This window comes from Micromonospora sp. NPDC050795 (genome assembly GCF_044456785.1).
Taxonomy (GTDB): domain Bacteria; phylum Actinomycetota; class Actinomycetes; order Mycobacteriales; family Micromonosporaceae; genus Micromonospora.
Genome location: NZ_JBITGE010000053.1, coordinates 14,342 through 30,637 on the forward strand (window position 1 = coordinate 14,342; position 16,296 = coordinate 30,637).

Genomic DNA, 16,296 nt, shown 5'->3' on the forward strand with positions numbered 1-16,296 from the left:
CAGACCGTGACCGACAGCGACGCCGCAGCCCGGCTGCCCGTCCGGCTGACCATCAACCCCCGGCAGCGGCAGTCTCCCTCGGTCGACCTGCTGACCTGGATCCACCGCCGCCCCGAGTACCGGCCGGTGGTGCGCACGGCCGGCGGCGGCGGGGGCCGGCCAGGCTTCAGCGACGCGGTGATCATCGCGGTGCTGGCCCAGGGGCTGCTCCCGGGGCTGTTCAACCTGTTGCAGTCCTGGGTCGACCAGCAGCGCACCGAGGCCAGCATCCGGATCCAGGCCGGGGACACCGAAGTGGAGTTGCAGGTGAGCGGGCGCACCGACTCGGCGCGGCTGCTGGCCCAGGCGACGGAGGCGCTACGCGCCGCCCGGGAGCCCCTGTCGGAGCCCGGCTCGGACGCCGCCGGCTGACCCGGCGGCGTCCGGACCGGTTGGTCAGCTCGCCTTGGCGAGCGCCTCGAACTCGTCGTCGGTGAGCCGCACGTCGGCCGCGGCCACGTTCTCCTCCAGGTGCGCCACCGAGGACGTGCCGGGGATCGGCAGCATCACCGGCGAGCGGCGCAGCAGCCAGGCCAGCGCGAGCTGCGCGGGCGACGCGCCGTGCGCGTTGGAGATGGCGTCCAGTGGGCCGCCCGGGCGGGCCAGCTCACCGGTCGCGATCGGGAACCACGGGATGAACGCGAGGTCGTTGCGCTCGCAGAACTCCAGCACGTCCTCGGCGCTGCGGTTGGCGAGGTTGTACAGGTTCTGCACCGACGCGATCGTGGTGATCGCCTGGGACTCCTCGATCTGCGCGACGCTGACCTCGGACAGCCCGATGTGCTGGATCTTGCCTTCCTCCCGCAGCAGCGCCAGCTCACCGAGCTGATCGGCGAGCGGCACCTTCGGGTCGATTCGGTGCAGCTGGTACAGCGGGATGCTGTCCAGGCCGAGGTGACGCAGGCTCAGCTCGCACTGCTGGCGCAGGTACTCCGGGCGGCCCAGCGCACGCCAGTCGCCGGGGCCGGAGCGGCTCAGCCCGGCCTTGGTCGCGATCACCAGGTCATCGGCGTACGGGTGCAGCGCCTCCCGGATCAACATCTCCGAGACGAACGGCCCGTACGAGTCGGCAGTGTCGATGAACGTCACGCCCAGCTCGACCGCACGGCGCAGCACGCGAACCGCCTCGGCCGGGTCCTTCGGGTCACCCCAGACACCCGGGCCGGTGATCTGCATGGCCCCGTAGCCGAGCCGGTTGACTGTGACATCGCTACCGATCCGGTACGTGCCGGACGCTTTCGCGGGCTGCTCACTGATATTTGTCGCCATTGCCCGATCCCCAATCGTCTCGTCGTGGCGGGCGTGGACAGCGTGGGCGTGAAGAGCCCACCCGCCACCGATGGATCATCCCCCGGAACCCCGCCGCCATGCCGCCGGTCGGCCGAGTGTGGGCGCGGACACGCCGTCAGCGCGCCGAAGCGAGTTGCCGGGAAGCGCCCGGTACGACCGGGGTGTCCGTGCGACGCTGGCCGGAGCCGGTGCGTTCCGGCGCGATGGCGGAGGGAGCACCCATGGGAGTGCCGCAGGTCAACTTCGCGCTCGACACGTACGAGTGCATCGTGATCTATCCCGGCGCGGCCGGGCGGGCCCTGCCCGCGGAGACCGTGCAACGGTTGCAGGCCGAGCACGCCGAACACATGCAGGCGTTGCAGCGACGCGGCATCGTCCTGGTCGCCGGCTCAGTGGACGGGCCGGCGCGCGAGCCGGATCCGCCGATCGGCTTCGGTCTGGCCCGTACCGGCAGCGTCGAGGATGTCCGTAGCGTGCTGGAGGCCGACCCGGCGGTGCAGGCCGGGCTCTACCGGGTGGAGGTGCTGACCTTCCTCTGCCCGGCCGGTTCCCTGGAATTCCCGCTGGTCAAGGCGGACAGCTGAGCCGCCGGTCCATCGGTGGCTGTCGTGATGGCGACGGCGCTCGACCGCCTGCCGGTGCTACGGTCGCGCCCAGCGCGGGCCGCCGCCGGGGCGTACCCGGTGTCGTGGGTCGGCCCCGGTCGAGGAGTCGCCATGGTCTCCGCCGCCACCCCCGATGTCGCGTCGGCCGCCGCCCGACTGCGTGCCCTGCTCGGCGACCGGCTGCACGAGCCGGGCGATCCCGGTTACGCCGTCACCACCCGGCTCTGGAACGGCGCCGTTGCGCGCACGCCCGCGCTGGTCGCCGCAGTTCGGGACTCCGACGAGGTGGCCGAGGCGGTCCGCATCGCCACCCGGTGCCACCTGCCCCTCTCGGTCCGCTCCGGAGGGCACGACTGGGCCGGCCGGGCGCTGCGCGACGGCGCTCTGGCGCTCGATCTGACCGGGCTGCGCGCCGTTCGGGTCGACCCGAACGCGGCCACTGTGACCATCGGCGGCGGTGCCACGGCGGCCGAGCTGCTCGCTGCCGCCCGCGAGTACGACCTGGTGGTCCCCACCGGCGTGGTCGGCGCCGTGGGGATGGCCGGGCTCACCCTCGCCGGCGGGTACGGCCCGCTGTGCGGCCGGTTCGGTCTGGCCCTGGACAACCTGCTCGGCGCGGAGGTGGTTCTCGCCGACGGCCGCCGGGTCACCGCCGACTCCCGGCACGACGCCGAGCTGTACTGGGCGTTGCGGGGCGGCGGTGGCAACCTCGGCATCGTCACCGAGCTGCGCTTCCGCGCCCACCGGCTACCCGGCGTGCTGGCCGGGATGATCATGTTCGCGCTCTCCGAGGCGCCGGCCGTGCTGGGCGGCTACGGCGCGCTGGTCGCCGAGGCCCCCGGACGAGCTGACCGTGATGGCCGGCTTCCTGCCCGGCCCGGCCGGCGAGCCGGTGATCTTCCTCTGCCCGTTCTACAGCGGCGCCGACCTGGACGCCGGGACGCCGTGGATGGACCGGCTGCGCGCGCTGGGCACTCCGCTGGTCGACCAGATCGGCCCGATGCCGTACGCGGACGCGCTGCGGATGTTCGACGGTGGAATGGTCGACGGCAACCACTACCTGCTGCGGACCCGGTGGTTGCCCGCGCTCACCGACGGCGCTGTGGACACGCTCGTCGACGCGGCCCGGCAGGTCAGCTCGCCGTTCTCCGCGCTGGCCGTGCACCACTTCCACGGCGCAGCCACCCGGGTCCGTTCCGCCGACACGGCGTTCGGGCTGCGCACCGACCACCTGATGGCCGAGATCATCACGGTGTGGGCTCCCGACGACCAGGCCGGTCCGCACCGGGAGTGGGCCGATCGGACCTCCGCGGCGCTCGCCCCGCACGCCCTGCCCGGCGGTTACCCCAACCTGCTCGCCCCGGAGGAGACCGACCGGGTCCGGCTCGCCTACGGCGCGAACTGGGCAAGGCTGCGCCGGGCCAAGCGCCGCTACGACCCCCGCCACCTGCTGCACGCGGTGCCCACCCTGCCACCCCCGGAGCACCCCGAATGAGCAGCAGCCCGCGGCATACCGGCACGCCCGGCATGAGCCGTCGTCTGCCGCCCCCGGGGCACCCGGAATGAGCTGCCGCCGGGAGCACCCCGACAGCGCACGCCGACAGAGGCGTACGATTCCCGGCGCGCGGTCGCTGATGCCCGTCGCCACAACGTTCCCGGTGCGGTTCCGCCCGCCGGCCCGACGCGCACCGCGCGTCGTTGGACACCTGTCCCACTGCCTGCAAGGGGTCGGCCCCGAGTCCGACCTGAAGGAGAGACTAGCCTGATGGGCGTGACACGCCGCGCGAAGATCGTCTGCACTCTTGGTCCCGCCACCTCGTCCCCGGAGCGCATCCGAGGTCTCGTCGAGGCCGGCATGAACGTGGCGAGGCTCAACTTCAGCCACGGCAGCCACGCCGACCACGAGGCGGTCTACCGACTGGTCCGGGAAGCGTCGGAGGCAACGGGTAAGCCGGTCGCCGTTCTCGCCGACCTGCAGGGCCCCAAGATCCGGCTCGGTCGGTTCGCCGACGGCCCCCACGAGTGGCGCACCGGTGACACCGTCGTCATCACCGGCGACGACGTCCTCGGCACCAAGGAGCGGGTCTCCTGCACCTACCGCAAGCTGCCGCAGGAGGTGAAGCCCGGTGACCGACTGCTGATCGACGACGGTCGGGTCGCCGTCGAGGTCACCGACGTCACCGGCAACGACATCCGCTGCCTCGTCACCGAGGGCGGCCCGGTCTCCAACAACAAGGGCGTGTCGCTGCCCAACGTGGCGGTCAGCGTGCCCGCCATGTCGGACAAGGACGCCGAGGACCTGCGCTTCTCCCTCGGTCTCGGTGTCGACCTGGTGGCGCTCTCCTTCGTCCGCTCGGCCGAGGACATCAAGCTCGTGCACGGGATCATGGCCGAGGAAGGCGTGTTCCGGCCGGTGCTCGCCAAGGTCGAGAAGCCGGAGGCGGTCGAGCACCTGGAGGCCATCGTGCTGGCCTTCGACGGCGTCATGGTCGCCCGCGGTGACCTCGGTGTCGAGATGCCGCTGGACGAGGTCCCGCTGGTGCAGAAGCGCGCCGTGCAGCTGTGCCGGGAGAACGCCAAGCCCGTCATCGTGGCCACCCAGATGCTCGACTCCATGATCGAGAACTCCCGCCCCACCCGCGCGGAGGCCTCCGACGTCGCCAACGCGGTGCTCGACGGCGCGGACGCGGTCATGCTCTCCGGCGAGACCAGCGTCGGCAAGTATCCGGTGCTCACCGTCAGCACCATGGCCAAGATCGTGACGACCACCGAAGCCGGTTCGATCGGGGTGCCGCGCCTGCAGCACGACCCGCGTACCCACGGTGGCGCCCTCACGGTGGCCGCCTCGTCGATCGCCCGGGCCATCAACGCCAAGGCGCTCGTCGCGTTCTCGCAGACCGGCGACACCGTGCGACGCCTGTCCCGCCTGCACTGCGACCTGCCGCTGCTGGCCTTCACGCCGGTCCCCGAGGTGCGCGACCAGCTCGCCCTCACCTGGGGCGTGGAGACCTTCCTGATGCCGTTCGTGCAGCACACCGACGACATGTTCCGCCAGGTCGACCAGGCGCTGCTCGGCCTCGACCGGGCCAACCCCGGTGACTACGTGGTCATCGTGGCGGGTAGTCCGCCCGGCACCCCCGGTTCGACCAACACGCTGCGCGTACACCAGCTCGGCTCGCTGGTCGACGCCGCGTCGGCGCGGGCCCTGCAGTGAGCGACGGTCGGGTCGCGGTCGGCCAGGCGGCGGTTGACCAGCTGCTGGAAGTGCTGGACCTCGACCCGACCGGCGAGATGACCTTCCGGGGGATGAGCCCCCAGGTCGGCCCACAACGGGTGTACGGCGGCCAGGTCGCCGGTCAGGCACTGGTCGCCGCCGGCCGCACCGTCGACCCGGAGCGGTTCGTGCACTCGCTGCACGGCTACTTCGTCCGCCCCGGCGACCCGGTCGAACCGATCGCCTACGAGGTGGAGAACATCCGCGACGGCCGGTCCTTCTCGGTCCGCCGCGCGGTGGCCCTCCAGCACGGCAAGCCGATCTTCTTCATGTCGGCGTCGTTCCAGCGGGCCGAGGAGGGCCTGGACCACCAGGCCCCGGCCCCGCTGGACGTACCCCTGCCGCAGGACGTGCCGACGATGGCCGACCGGCTCTCCCGCTACCCGGAGCGGCTCGGCATCTGGGGCCAGATCCCACGACCGATTGACGTGCGCTACGTGGGTGAGCCCGGCTGGGTCCGCCCCGGCGACCGGCCCGCCGACCCGCACCAGCGCGTCTGGATGCGCATCGACGGCAAACTGCCCGACGACCCCCTGCTGCACGCCTGCGCGCTCACCTACGCCTCGGACCTCACCCTGCTGGACTCGGTGCTCTCCGCGCACGGCGAGGTGTGGGGGCCGGGCGGGTTGGTCGGCGCGAGCCTGGACCACGCGCTGTGGTTCCACCGGCCGTTCCGGGCCGACGAGTGGTTCCTCTACGACTGCCTGAGCCCGTCGGCGTCCGGGGCGCGCGGGCTGGCCACCGGCCGGATGTTCACCACGGACGGCCGGCAGATCGCCAGCGCCGTTCAGGAGGGTCTGCTGCGCCGCGTCGGCGCCTGACGCTCTCGCTCGGCCTCGCCCGCAAGCGTGTCGCTCGTCCCGCCCGGCAGTATGTCGCTCGTCCCCGCCAGGCAACTGGCGGGGACGACGTGGTTCAGGCCTGGTAGATGGCCTCGCCGGCGATCTCGATCTGCACCGTCTTGCCGACCAGCACCCCGCCGCTCTCCAGGACGACATTCCAGAGCAGACCGTAGTCCTCACGGTTCATCTCGGCCGTCGCGCTGAAACCGAAGATGTTCTGCCCGTACGGATCCTGACGGGCACCACCAAAATTCACCACCAGGTCGACGGGCCGGGTGATCCCCTTGACCGTCAACTCACCGGTGAGGACAAATCGTCCGGGAATGCCGTCGGACTGCGGCGGAACAATGTGACTTCGGCCTCGCCCACCCAACCGATGGTTGCGCAGACGCGCCCACTGGAATATGGGGTCCTCGTTGCCCTGCCACTTAATGCCGGTGCTTCGATATTCGAGGGTGGGAAAACGCTCCACGTCGAGGAAGTCGGCACTCTTCAGATGCGTGTCCCGGTCGACACTTCCGGTGGTGATGCTGGCCGACATGATGGTGGCCGTCACCGAGGAGAGCAGCGGGTCCTCCGCCACGAAGATCTCCGCCGTGGCCTCGGCGAACTCGCCGCGCACCGGGCTGACCATCATGTGCCGGGACAGAAAACCGATCCGCTTGTGCGCCTGATCGAGAAGATAGGTGCCGGCCGCCGGGATGGTCATGCCGTCCCAGGCGCGTGTGGCGATATCGGTCATCGTGTTGCCTTCCCCCCGAGCGCACCCGGGTGTTTATCAATATGTTGCTGGCGGCCGGGTAAACGGCCAGACATTCCTACTCACGCCCAGCATAGGGACGCTCCGGAACGGCATTTCCGCCGCCACCGCACGGTGGATCATGACGTACTTCAGCAGTCCCGACCGGCGGCCGTCCATCGGTCCCGGCCGGGTGCCAGCGGCGCTACTGCCCATCGATGCGTGGCCGATCGGCCGAGGGTCGCCCGCCCGCCCGGTTGACCAGCGACTAACCTTGCCGACATGCGCCTCTCCGCTCGGGTCGACTATGCCCTCCGCGCGGCCGCCGAACTCGCCGCGACGGCCAGCGGCCCCGGGCGCGGCCGGCCGGTGACGGCCGACCAGATCGCCCGCGCCCAGGAGATCCCGCCGAAGTTCCTGGAGAGCATCCTTCTCCAACTGCGCCGGGGCGGCATCGTGCACGCCCAGCGTGGTCCGGAGGGCGGCTACTGGCTGGCCCGCCCCGCCGAGGAGATCTCCCTCGCCGAGGTCATCCGGGTGATCGACGGGCCCCTCGCCCACGTACGGGGACAACGCCCCGAGCAGCTCGGCTACCACGGCCCGGCACAGGCCCTCCAGGAAGTCTGGATCGCGCTACGGGCAAGCGAGCGGGAGATCCTGGAACTGGTCAGCGTCGCTGACGTCGCCGCCGGCAACCTGCCCGCGCGGGTCACCGAGCTGGCCGCCGACCCGCGCGCCTGGATCTGAGCGCCGACTCGCCTCCCGGCCACACGTCCGCGTCCCATCCACCGATCGGGGGCTTGACCCCGGCTGCCCCATCCCGCATTGTCGACCAAGTCGATAGGAGATGCCGAAAAGTCTGGGGGCGCTCGTGCGCAAGCTGTTGGTCCTCGCTCTGGTCGGGCTCGTCGCGCAACTGATCGATGGTTCGCTCGGCATGGCATACGGCTTGACCTCGTCCACTCTGCTGCTGGTCGCCGGGGTCGCCCCGGCCGCCGCCTCGGCCTCGGTGCACCTGGCCGAGATCGGCACCACGCTCGCCGCCGGGGTAGCGCACTGGCGGTTCGGCAACGTCGACTGGCGGGTGGTGACCCGCATCGCCCTACCCGGCGCCATCGGTGCCTTCGCCGGAGCCACCCTGCTCAGCTCCATCTCCACCGAAGCCGCCGCGCCGTGGATGGCCGGCATCCTCTTCACGCTCGGCGCGTACCTCCTCATCCGCTTCGCCCGACCACTGCGCACAGACCGGGTCGGCGGACGGCTCCGCGGTCGTTTCCTCGGCCCCCTGGGCCTGGTCGCCGGCTTCGTCGACGCGACCGGCGGCGGCGGATGGGGCCCGGTGGCCACCCCCGCGCTGCTGGTCTCCGGCCGGATGGAACCCCGCAAGGTGATCGGCTCCGTGGACACCGCCGAGTTCGTCGTGGCCGGCGCGGCCAGCATCGGCTTCCTGATCGGGCTGGGTTCGGAGGGATTCCTGCTCCCGACCGTCGCCGCACTGCTCATCGGCGGCCTCATCGCCGCCCCGCTGGCCGCCTGGCTGGTGCGGATCGTGCCCGCCCAACTGCTCGGCGCGGCAGTCGGCGGCGTGATCGTGCTGACCAACGCCCGCACCCTGATCCGCTCCGCCGAACTGGACGGTCCGGCCCGCCCCGCCCTCTACGCCCTGCTGGCCGTCGGCTGGCTGGCCGCCCTGGTGTTGGCCGTCCGTGCCCTACGCCGTACCCGCCGCGCCCGCGCCGAAGCCGCCGTCGCTCCCGCCACCGTTGCCGCCCCCGCCGTCGCTGTCGGTGTTCCCGCCGAGGCCTCCGACGCTGCATCCGTCGGTGAGGTCCCTGCCGATCTGGCCGCAACGGGTACGCCCACCCCACGCTGACCCGCGCGTTGCGCCCACCCACCCACCCACCCACCCACCCACCCACCCACCCGCCCGCCGATGCCGGCTCGAACGTCATGATCGGCGCGGCTGAGTCACCAAGATCACGCAACATCCTGGATGTAGTGGCATGCCGGCTCGTCGTGGCCACTACATCCAGGATCGAGCGTGACCTTAACGGCGGTGGGCGCCCTAATCCGGGCCCCGGTGGGTCGGGCACGGTGTTCGTCCCAAGATCCGCACAACACCAGGGATGTTGCTGCCTCTCGCGCGGCGGAGGCAGCAACATCGGCGAAGTTGCGCAGATCTTGGTGCGGGTGCGGGTGCGGGTGCGGGTGCGGGTGCGGACGCGGACGCGGACGCGGGCGCGGGCGCGCAGCGCGAGTGCGGGGCGTGGGCGTGGGAGCGCGGCGCGGGCGCGCGCGGGCGCGGTGCGCGGCGTGGCGCGTGGGTGCGCGGCGCGGGGCGTGGGAGCGCGGCGTGGGTGCGCGGCGTGGGGCGGGGGAGCGTGGCGCGGGCGGGGGAGCGGGGTGTGGAAGCGCGTGGGGCGATGGCGGGTCAGGGGGTGAGCAGGGCGGTGGCCGTCTCGGAGAGCAGGGTCCAGGCTTCGTCGGTGTGCGTTTCGGTGGTCTGGGGCGAGCCGACCGCCAGCCGCAGCGTGTAGCGGCCGGCGACCCGGGTGTGCGTGAGGTACACGCGTCCGGTGGCGTTCACCGAGGCCAGCAACGCCGCGTTGGTGTCGTCGTCGGCCCGCAGTCGGAAGCAGACCAGTGAGAACGGGTGTGCCGCGACCACCTCGAACCGGTCGTCGGCGCGGACCCGCTCGGCGAACCGTTCGGCCAGCGCCACCCCGGAGCGGATGTGCGCCCGCAGGCCTTCGGCGCCGTACCAGCGCAGCACGAACCACAGCTTGAGGGACCGGAACCGCCGGCCGAGCGGCACCTGCCAGTCCCGGTAGTCGATCACCGCGCCGGATTCGGAGGCCGCGTTGCGCAGGAACTCCGGCAGTACGGTCAGCGCCTCGATCAGTTCGGCCCGGTCGGCCACCCAGAACGCGTCGCAGTCGAAGCCGGTGAGCAGCCACTTGTGCGGGTCGAAGCAGTAGGAGTCGGCGTACTCCAGGCCGGCGTGGGTCCATCGCAGTTCGGGGCAGACGGCGGCGGCGCCCGCGTACGCGGCGTCCACGTGCAGCCAGATCCCGTACTCGGCGCAGATGGCTCCGATTTCCGGCAGCGGGTCGATGGCGGTGGTGGAGGTGGTGCCGATGGTCGCCACCACGATGGCCGGTACGTCACCGGCGGCCAGATCGGCTTCGATGGCGGCCCGCAGCGCGCCTGGCAGCATCGCCTGGGTGTCCGGGTCCACCTCGACCGACCGGGTTCCGTCGCTGCCCAGCCCGGCGATCCGCACCGCCTTCTCGATGGACGAGTGCCCGTGGATGGAGGTGTAGGCGCGGTAGCGCCGGTCGATGCCGGCGTGCCGCCAGCGTCCGCCGCTGGCCCGGTGCAGCGCGGCCAGGGTGGCGACCAGCGTCGCCGAGGACGCCGAGTCCTGGATGACCCCACCGCCGGCACCGGTGGAGCGGAACCGCTGTGGCAGGTCCATCAGCTGGGCCAGCCAGTCCATCATCACCGTTTCCAGCTCGGTGCAGGCCGGGCCCGAGGCCCAGAGCATGCCCTGTACGCCAAGTCCGGAGCTGACCAGGTCGCCGAGCACGCTCGGGCCGGAGGTGTTGCCGGGGAAGTAGCCGAAGAAGCCCGGATGCTGCCAGTGGGTCAGCCCCGGTACGACGATCGAGTCAAGGTCGGCGAGGATCGCCTCGACCGGTTCGCCGCCGGTCGTGGAGGGCTCGCCGGGCAGGGCGGCGGCCACTGTGCCCGGGGGGTCGGCCGGGGCGACCGGTCGTTGCTCCACTGTCGCCCAGTAGTCGGCGATCCAGTCGACGACGGCGTGGCCGGCGCGACGGAATTCGGCAGGGTCCATGTGGTGAACGCTCACCCGGACGAGTTGATCAGGCATCCATCACCGAGGCAAGGGCGAGACGCCACGGAGGCAGGGGCGGAACTCGCAACCAAGCGACGCCGATCGATGTTGCGTCTTGGAAAGCGCTTGCCATACGATGCGCGGTGAGTCGGATCCGTGAGTCCCAGGGCGTTCCACCCCGATCAGATCGCCGTCCGCCGTCGTCGCGGTGGGTTGGTCCACTGTGCTTCCCGGGCAGGGCCGGTGGGTCGTGGCGATCATCACCGGATCCCCGGAGGCAGCGCATGCACCCGTCCAGACATCGGCTGATCCTGCTCGCCGCCACGACGGCCGCCACCGTCGTGGCCGGCACCCTCGGCGCGGTCGTCGCCTCGGCCGCCGCCGTCGGCTGCCGGGTCGACTATCAGATAACCAACCAGTGGCAGGGCGGCTTCGGCGCCAACGTCACCGTCACCAACCTCGGCGACCCGGTCAACGGGTGGGCCGTCACCTGGTCGTACGCCGCGGGCCAGCAGGTCACCCAGGCGTGGAACGCCGCTGTCACCCAGTCCGGCGCCCAGGTGACCGCGCGCAACGTCGACCACAACACCGCCATCGCCACGAACGGCAGCGCGTCGTTCGGCTTCAACGGTTCGTGGACCGGCAGTAACCCGGTGCCGGGCAGCTTCGCGCTCAACGGCGCCACCTGCACCGGAGCGCCACCCACCGGCGAGCCGACCACACCGCCACCCACCACCCCACCCCCGACCACGCCTCCGCCGTCGGCCGGGGTGGTGCAGATGGAGAAGCTGGACCGAGGGCTGGTCAGCGTCCGCTCCGGCAGCGGCAACCTGGTCTCCTGGCGGCTGCTCGGCACCGAGACCACCGGGGTGGAGTTCAACCTCTACCGGGGAGCCACCAAGGTCAACGCCAGCCCGATCACCGGTGCCACCAACTACCTCGACAGCGGCGCGGCGGCCGGCTCGGCGTACACGGTGCGGGCTGTGGTGGGCGGCGCCGAGCAGGCGGCGTCGGCGCCGGCGTTGCAGTTCGGCGCGGGCTACCTGGACGTGCCGTTGCAGGTCCCGGTCGGGGGAACCACCCCGAGCGGGGAGAGCTACTCGTACAGCGCCAACGACGCCTCGGTGGGCGACCTCAACGGCGACGGCAGCTACGAGATCGTGCTCAAGTGGGACCCGTCGAACGCCAAGGACAACTCCCAGTCCGGCTACACCGGCAACGTCTACGTCGACGCGTACACGCTCACCGGCACCCGGTTGTGGCGCATCGACCTGGGCCGCAACATCCGGGCCGGCGCCCACTACACCCAGTTCCAGGTGTACGACTACGACGGCGACGGCCGTGCCGAGGTGGCCATGAAGACCGCCGACGGCACCCGCTCCGGCACCGGTCAGCTCATCGGGTCGTCGTCGGCGGACCACCGCAACTCCAGCGGCTACGTGCTCAGTGGCCCGGAGTACCTGACCATGTTCAACGGGCAGACCGGCGCGATCGCCTCCACCGTCAGCTACGACCCGCCGCGCGGCACCGTGTCGTCCTGGGGCGACTCGTACGGCAACCGGGTGGACCGGTTCCTCGCCGGCACGGCGTACCTGGACGGGCAGCGCCCCTCGCTGATCATGGCCCGGGGTTACTACACGCGCGCGGTGATCGCCGCCTGGGACTTCCGCAACGGCACGCTGACCAAGCGCTGGACGTTCGACTCGAACTCCTCCGGCAACGGTGCCGCCGCGGGTCAGGGCAACCACCAACTCTCCGTGGCCGACGTCGACGCCGACGGTCGCCAGGAGATCGTGTACGGGGCCGCCACCATCGACGACAACGGCCGGCTGCTCCACTCGACTGGCAACGGCCACGGCGACGCCATGCACGTGGGGGACCTGGACCCGGGCCGCGCCGGCCTGGAGGTGTTCAAGGTCGACGAGGACGCCAGCAAGCCCAGCTCGTACTTCGCCGACGCCCGAACCGGTCAGGTCCTCTGGTCCACGCCCGCGTCCGGCGACAACGGCCGGGGCGTCTCCGCGGACATCTGGGCCGGCAGCCCCGGCGCGGAGTCGTGGTCGTCGGCGGTCGCCGGCCTGGCCAACACCAGGGGGCAGAACGTGGGACGCAAACCGTCCTCGGCCAACTTCCTCGCCTGGTGGGACGGCGACCCGGTGCGGGAACTGCTCGACGGTACGAAGATCGACAAGTACGGCACCGGCGGCGAGACCCGCCTGCTCGACGGCAGTGCCGTGGCGTCCAACAACGGCACCAAGTCCACGCCGGCGCTCTCCGGCGACATCCTGGGCGACTGGCGCGAGGAGGTGATCTGGCGGACCACCGACAGTCGGGCGTTGCGCATCTACAGCACACCCACCCCGACCAGCACCCGGATCTACACCCTGATGCACGACCCGCAGTATCGGGTGGCGATCGCGTGGCAGAACACCGCCTACAACCAACCGCCGCACCCGGGGTTCTTCATCGGCAACGGAATGAACACGCCACCCACGCTGGACATTCACCTACGTTGATGAAAACCCTGGCGGTCCCGAGCGGGGTCGCCTAGGGTGGCAGGCACCGGGCCGCAGCCGCGGAATCCGCTCAGCTCCGGCCCGGTGCGCCACACCGCGGCATTCCCAACCCGTCCCGACCGGGAGTGCCGTACCACCACCGGAACCAACATTAGGCACCGTCCGGGTCGGCGGGGTGACGCTGACGTGAAGATCGTGTTTCACGCGCCCCGGCGTAGACCGCCCGCCACCTGCTCGGCGATCAACTCATACGACCGCACCCGGTCCTGCACGTCGTACACCAGCGTGGTCAGCATCAGCTCGTCCGCGCCGGTGCGCTCCACCAGGTCGGTCAGCTGCCGACGCACCGTCTCCGGCGAGCCCATCGCCTGGCCGTCCCGGCGCGACACGACGAACTCCCGCTCGATCTCCGAGTACGGGTAGGCCGCCGCCTCGTCGGGCGTGGACAGCGGCTCCGGCCGCCCGGAGCGCAACTTCAGAAACGACAACGCGCTCGGCCCGGCCAACCACTCGGCCCGCTCGTCGGTCTCCGCACACACCGCGTTGACCGCCACCATCGCGTACGGCTTGTCCAGCCACTGCGACGGCCGGAAGTTCTGCCGGTACAGGGCCAACGCCGGCAGGGTGTTCTGGGAGCTGAAGTGGTGCGCGAAGGAGAACGGCAGACCGAGCAGACCGGCGAGCTGGGCGCTGAAACCGCTGGAGCCCAACAGCCACACCGCCGGCTGCTCACCGCGACCCGGCGTGGCGATGATCTGCCCCGGCTTCTCCCCGCTGAAGTAGTTCATCAGGTCCGTCAGCTCGCGCGGGAAACCCTCCGCCGACAGGCCCTCCATGGTGCGTCGCAACGCCAGCGCGGTCACCTGGTCGGTGCCCGGCGCCCGCCCGATGCCCAGGTCGATCCGACCCGGGTGCAACGCCTCCAGGGTGCCGAACTGCTCGGCCACCACCAGCGGCGCGTGGTTGGGCAGCATCACCCCACCCGAGCCCAACCGGATCGTCGAGGTGTTCGCCGCCAGGTGCGCCAGCAGCACCGCGGGAGCGGAGCTGGCGATCGCCGGCATGTTGTGGTGCTCGGCCACCCAGAACCGGTGGTAGCCCAGCTCCTCGGTGCGGCGGGCTAGTTCGGTGGTGGCCTGCAACGCCGCGCCAGCGGTGGTGCCCTTGGCGACCGGGGCAAGATCAAGAACAGACAACGGTACGGTGATCACACGGTCAGCCAACCCGCCACCGACCGGCTTTGTTCCATCATGCGGGTTTTCGTCGGCCACCTCACCCGCCGCTCAACCCATCCCCCGCGCCTGCTCGAAGATCAGACTGGTCTGCGTGTGCTGCACCACCGGGTCCACCGCCAGATGGTCCAGCACGAAGTCCCGCAACGCGTCACCGGATGCCGCCCGCACATGCAGCACGTAATCCTCCGCGCCGGCCACGTGGAACACCGACACCACCCCCGGCAGCCGCACCGACCGGGCCCGGAACCCGTCCACCGCCGCCCGCTCGTGCGCGGTCAACCGCACCGACACCAACGCCTGCAACGGCAGACCGAGCGCCGCCGGATCCACCTCGGCGTGAAAACCACGGATCGCGCCGCGCTCACGCAGCGCCCGGGTACGCGTCAGGCACGTCGACGGCGCCACACCCACCCGCTCGGCGAGAGCATTGTTCGGCAGTCGGCCGTCCGCCGCCAACTCGGTCAGGATCGCGCGATCCACCTCGTCCACTGCCGAATACGGCCGCAGATCATTCGGTTCAAGGGGCATGACGCCATCCTCGCCCGAACCCAACGCGGAAACCAACCCGATTCGCAGAATGATATCCCAATCTATTGCTTGTCAGGCGACAGATATTCGACGCTACCGACCATGACACCGATGGACACCCGGGCCGTACACGCCGGCCGCGACGACCTCCGCACCCTCGGCGTGCACGTACCACCCATCGACCTGTCGACCACCAACCCGCTGCCCTCCGTCGACGACGGCGGCACCGCGTACGAACAACTCGCCACCGGCGGCACGCTCCCCACCGACGGCGGCGCCGTCTACCAACGGCTCTGGAACCCCACCGTCGCCCGCTTCGAAACCGCCCTCGCCGAGCTGGAAGGCACCACCCAGGCCGTCGCCTTCGCCAGCGGAATGGCCGCCCTCACCGCCACCCTGCTCGCCGCCACCCGCGACGACCGCCGCCACGTCGTCGCCGTCCGACCCCTCTACGGCGGCACCGACCACGTCCTCGCCACCGGCCTGCTCGGCACCACCGTCACCTGGACGCGCCCCGACGAGGTCGCCACCGCCATCCGCCCCGACACCGCACTGGTCATCGTCGAGACACCCGCCAACCCCACCCTCGACCTCGTCGACATCGCCGCCCTCGCCGCCGCGGCCGGCGACATCCCACTGCTTGTCGACAACACCGTCGCCACCCCCGTACTGCAACAACCCGCCCAGCACGGCGCCACCCTCGTCCTGCACAGCGCCACCAAGAGCATCGGCGGACACGGCGACGTCCTCGCCGGCGTCGTCGCCTGCGACGACACCTGGGCCGTGCGCCTACGCCAGGTCCGCGCGGTCACCGGCGCGATCCTGCACCCCCTCGGCGGCTACCTGCTGCACCGCGGCCTGCAAACCCTGCCGCTGCGGGTCCGCGCCCAACAGGCAACCGCCGAGAAACTCGCCGGCTGGCTCGCCGACCACCCCGCCGTACACCGGGTGCACCACCCCTCGGTGCACGACCCGGCGGCGCTGGTCGGGCGGCAGATGTCCGGACCCGGCAGCCTGCTCGCCTTCGAGGTACGCGGCGGCGCGCCCGCCGCCGCCACCGTCGCCGGCGCCTGCCAGCTCATCACCCACGCGGTGTCCCTCGGCGGCGTCGACACCCTCATCCAGCACCCCGCCTCCCTCACCCACCGACCGGTCGACGGCGACGCCAAACCCGCCGCCGCCCTGCTGCGCCTCTCGGTCGGCCTCGAAGACCCCGAAGACCTGCGCGCCGACCTGGCAACCGCCCTCGACACGATCGCCTGACCCCGAGGGCGGGTGCCCTAGACGAGTAAGTCCGAAGTTGGTTCAGTGGTCGTAGGCGATCAGGGATCTCGTCACGGGCTGGCCGGTGGTCCGGTTGTGCCAGATCGCG

At 71.5% G+C, this 16,296-nt stretch carries 14 protein-coding genes and 1 pseudogene; 10 read left to right on the forward strand and 5 right to left on the reverse strand.

Annotated elements, in window-relative coordinates; all coding sequences use genetic code 11:
• Nucleotides 1–6: 6 nt before the first annotated feature.
• Nucleotides 7–411, forward strand: a complete 405-nt coding sequence (locus ACIBEF_RS30365; RefSeq protein ID WP_396796769.1) for a hypothetical protein — start codon at nt 7–9, stop codon at nt 409–411.
• Nucleotides 412–435: 24 nt separating this feature from the next.
• On the opposite strand, the gene ACIBEF_RS30370 is transcribed toward ACIBEF_RS30365, so the two are convergent.
• Complete coding sequence (locus ACIBEF_RS30370; protein WP_396796770.1) at nt 436–1,308, reverse strand: aldo/keto reductase; 873 nt, start codon at nt 1,306–1,308, stop codon at nt 436–438.
• A 242-nt stretch (nt 1,309–1,550) separates the two neighbouring features.
• On the opposite strand from ACIBEF_RS30370, the gene ACIBEF_RS30375 reads away from it, so the two are divergent.
• From ACIBEF_RS30375 to ACIBEF_RS30395, 5 genes and pseudogenes are all read left to right on the forward strand, one after another.
• Nucleotides 1,551–1,913 carry a YciI family protein gene (locus ACIBEF_RS30375; RefSeq protein ID WP_357235410.1) on the forward strand — a complete coding sequence of 121 codons (363 nt, stop codon included), beginning with the start codon at nt 1,551–1,553 and terminating at the stop codon, nt 1,911–1,913.
• A gap of 132 nt (nt 1,914–2,045) precedes the next feature.
• Nucleotides 2,046–2,528: pseudogene (locus ACIBEF_RS30380) on the forward strand (FAD-binding protein); the annotation flags it as partial.
• Nucleotides 2,529–2,790: 262 nt separating this feature from the next.
• The gene (locus tag ACIBEF_RS30385) at nt 2,791–3,429 is read left to right on the forward strand and encodes a BBE domain-containing protein (RefSeq protein WP_396796771.1); all 639 of its coding nucleotides are present in this window, start codon (nt 2,791–2,793) and stop codon (nt 3,427–3,429) included.
• A 270-nt stretch (nt 3,430–3,699) separates the two neighbouring features.
• Nucleotides 3,700–5,148 (forward strand): pyruvate kinase, encoded by a 1,449-nt coding sequence (gene pyk, locus ACIBEF_RS30390; protein ID WP_396796773.1) that lies wholly within the window; start codon nt 3,700–3,702, stop codon nt 5,146–5,148.
• Complete coding sequence (locus ACIBEF_RS30395) at nt 5,145–6,029, forward strand: acyl-CoA thioesterase (protein WP_396796774.1); 885 nt, start codon at nt 5,145–5,147, stop codon at nt 6,027–6,029. Before pyk ends, ACIBEF_RS30395 begins: the two co-directional genes overlap by 4 nt.
• Nucleotides 6,030–6,123: 94 nt before the next feature.
• Here ACIBEF_RS30395 and ACIBEF_RS30400 read toward each other — a convergent pair whose 3' ends face one another.
• A complete protein-coding gene (locus tag ACIBEF_RS30400; RefSeq protein ID WP_396796775.1) occupies nt 6,124–6,792 on the reverse strand; it encodes a YceI family protein in 669 nt (222 codons plus the stop codon).
• Between the two features lie 279 nt (nt 6,793–7,071).
• Here ACIBEF_RS30400 and ACIBEF_RS30405 point away from each other — a divergent pair, with 279 nt between their 5' ends.
• Together ACIBEF_RS30405 and ACIBEF_RS30410 are read left to right on the forward strand one after the other, a co-directional pair.
• Complete coding sequence (locus ACIBEF_RS30405; protein WP_355007608.1) at nt 7,072–7,536, forward strand: Rrf2 family transcriptional regulator; 465 nt, start codon at nt 7,072–7,074, stop codon at nt 7,534–7,536.
• A gap of 124 nt (nt 7,537–7,660) precedes the next feature.
• A complete protein-coding gene (locus ACIBEF_RS30410; protein WP_396796784.1) occupies nt 7,661–8,662 on the forward strand; it encodes a sulfite exporter TauE/SafE family protein in 1,002 nt (333 codons plus the stop codon).
• Between the two features lie 558 nt (nt 8,663–9,220).
• Here the strand turns inward: ACIBEF_RS30410 and ACIBEF_RS30415 are convergent.
• Nucleotides 9,221–10,645 (reverse strand): pyridoxal-dependent decarboxylase, encoded by a 1,425-nt coding sequence (locus tag ACIBEF_RS30415; RefSeq protein WP_396796777.1) that lies wholly within the window; start codon nt 10,643–10,645, stop codon nt 9,221–9,223.
• Nucleotides 10,646–10,929: 284 nt separating this feature from the next.
• Between ACIBEF_RS30415 and ACIBEF_RS30420 the strand changes: the two genes are divergently transcribed.
• Entirely contained in the window at nt 10,930–13,161 is a 2,232-nt protein-coding gene (locus tag ACIBEF_RS30420) for a cellulose binding domain-containing protein (protein ID WP_396796779.1), read from the forward strand.
• Between the two features lie 200 nt (nt 13,162–13,361).
• Here ACIBEF_RS30420 and ACIBEF_RS30425 read toward each other — a convergent pair whose 3' ends face one another.
• Together ACIBEF_RS30425 and ACIBEF_RS30430 are read right to left on the reverse strand one after the other, a co-directional pair.
• Nucleotides 13,362–14,372 carry an LLM class flavin-dependent oxidoreductase gene (locus tag ACIBEF_RS30425; RefSeq protein ID WP_357199480.1) on the reverse strand — a complete coding sequence of 337 codons (1,011 nt, stop codon included), beginning with the start codon at nt 14,370–14,372 and terminating at the stop codon, nt 13,362–13,364.
• 72 nt (nt 14,373–14,444) lie between these two features.
• Nucleotides 14,445–14,924: an Lrp/AsnC family transcriptional regulator gene (locus ACIBEF_RS30430; RefSeq protein ID WP_357199477.1), complete on the reverse strand. Its 480-nt coding sequence runs from the start codon at nt 14,922–14,924 to the stop codon at nt 14,445–14,447.
• Between the two features lie 111 nt (nt 14,925–15,035).
• Here ACIBEF_RS30430 and ACIBEF_RS30435 point away from each other — a divergent pair, with 111 nt between their 5' ends.
• A complete protein-coding gene (locus ACIBEF_RS30435) occupies nt 15,036–16,187 on the forward strand; it encodes a trans-sulfuration enzyme family protein (protein ID WP_396796786.1) in 1,152 nt (383 codons plus the stop codon).
• Nucleotides 16,188–16,296: the final 109 nt, after the last annotated feature.

Bases quoted from the DNA above. Each gene is read 5' to 3' on its own strand.
- ACIBEF_RS30370 (WP_396796770.1), bottom strand. From the start codon at position 1,308: ATGGCGACAAATATCAGTGAGCAGCCCGCGAAAGCGTCCGGCACGTAC.
- ACIBEF_RS30375 (WP_357235410.1), top strand. From the start codon at position 1,551: ATGGGAGTGCCGCAGGTCAACTTCGCGCTCGACACGTACGAGTGCATC.
- ACIBEF_RS30385 (WP_396796771.1), top strand. From the start codon at position 2,791: ATGGCCGGCTTCCTGCCCGGCCCGGCCGGCGAGCCGGTGATCTTCCTC.
- pyk (WP_396796773.1), top strand. From the start codon at position 3,700: ATGGGCGTGACACGCCGCGCGAAGATCGTCTGCACTCTTGGTCCCGCC.
- ACIBEF_RS30400 (WP_396796775.1), bottom strand. From the start codon at position 6,792: ATGACCGATATCGCCACACGCGCCTGGGACGGCATGACCATCCCGGCG.
- ACIBEF_RS30405 (WP_355007608.1), top strand. From the start codon at position 7,072: ATGCGCCTCTCCGCTCGGGTCGACTATGCCCTCCGCGCGGCCGCCGAA.
- ACIBEF_RS30415 (WP_396796777.1), bottom strand. From the start codon at position 10,645: ATGGACCCTGCCGAATTCCGTCGCGCCGGCCACGCCGTCGTCGACTGG.
- ACIBEF_RS30420 (WP_396796779.1), top strand. From the start codon at position 10,930: ATGCACCCGTCCAGACATCGGCTGATCCTGCTCGCCGCCACGACGGCC.
- ACIBEF_RS30430 (WP_357199477.1), bottom strand. From the start codon at position 14,924: ATGCCCCTTGAACCGAATGATCTGCGGCCGTATTCGGCAGTGGACGAG.
- ACIBEF_RS30435 (WP_396796786.1), top strand. From the start codon at position 15,036: ATGGACACCCGGGCCGTACACGCCGGCCGCGACGACCTCCGCACCCTC.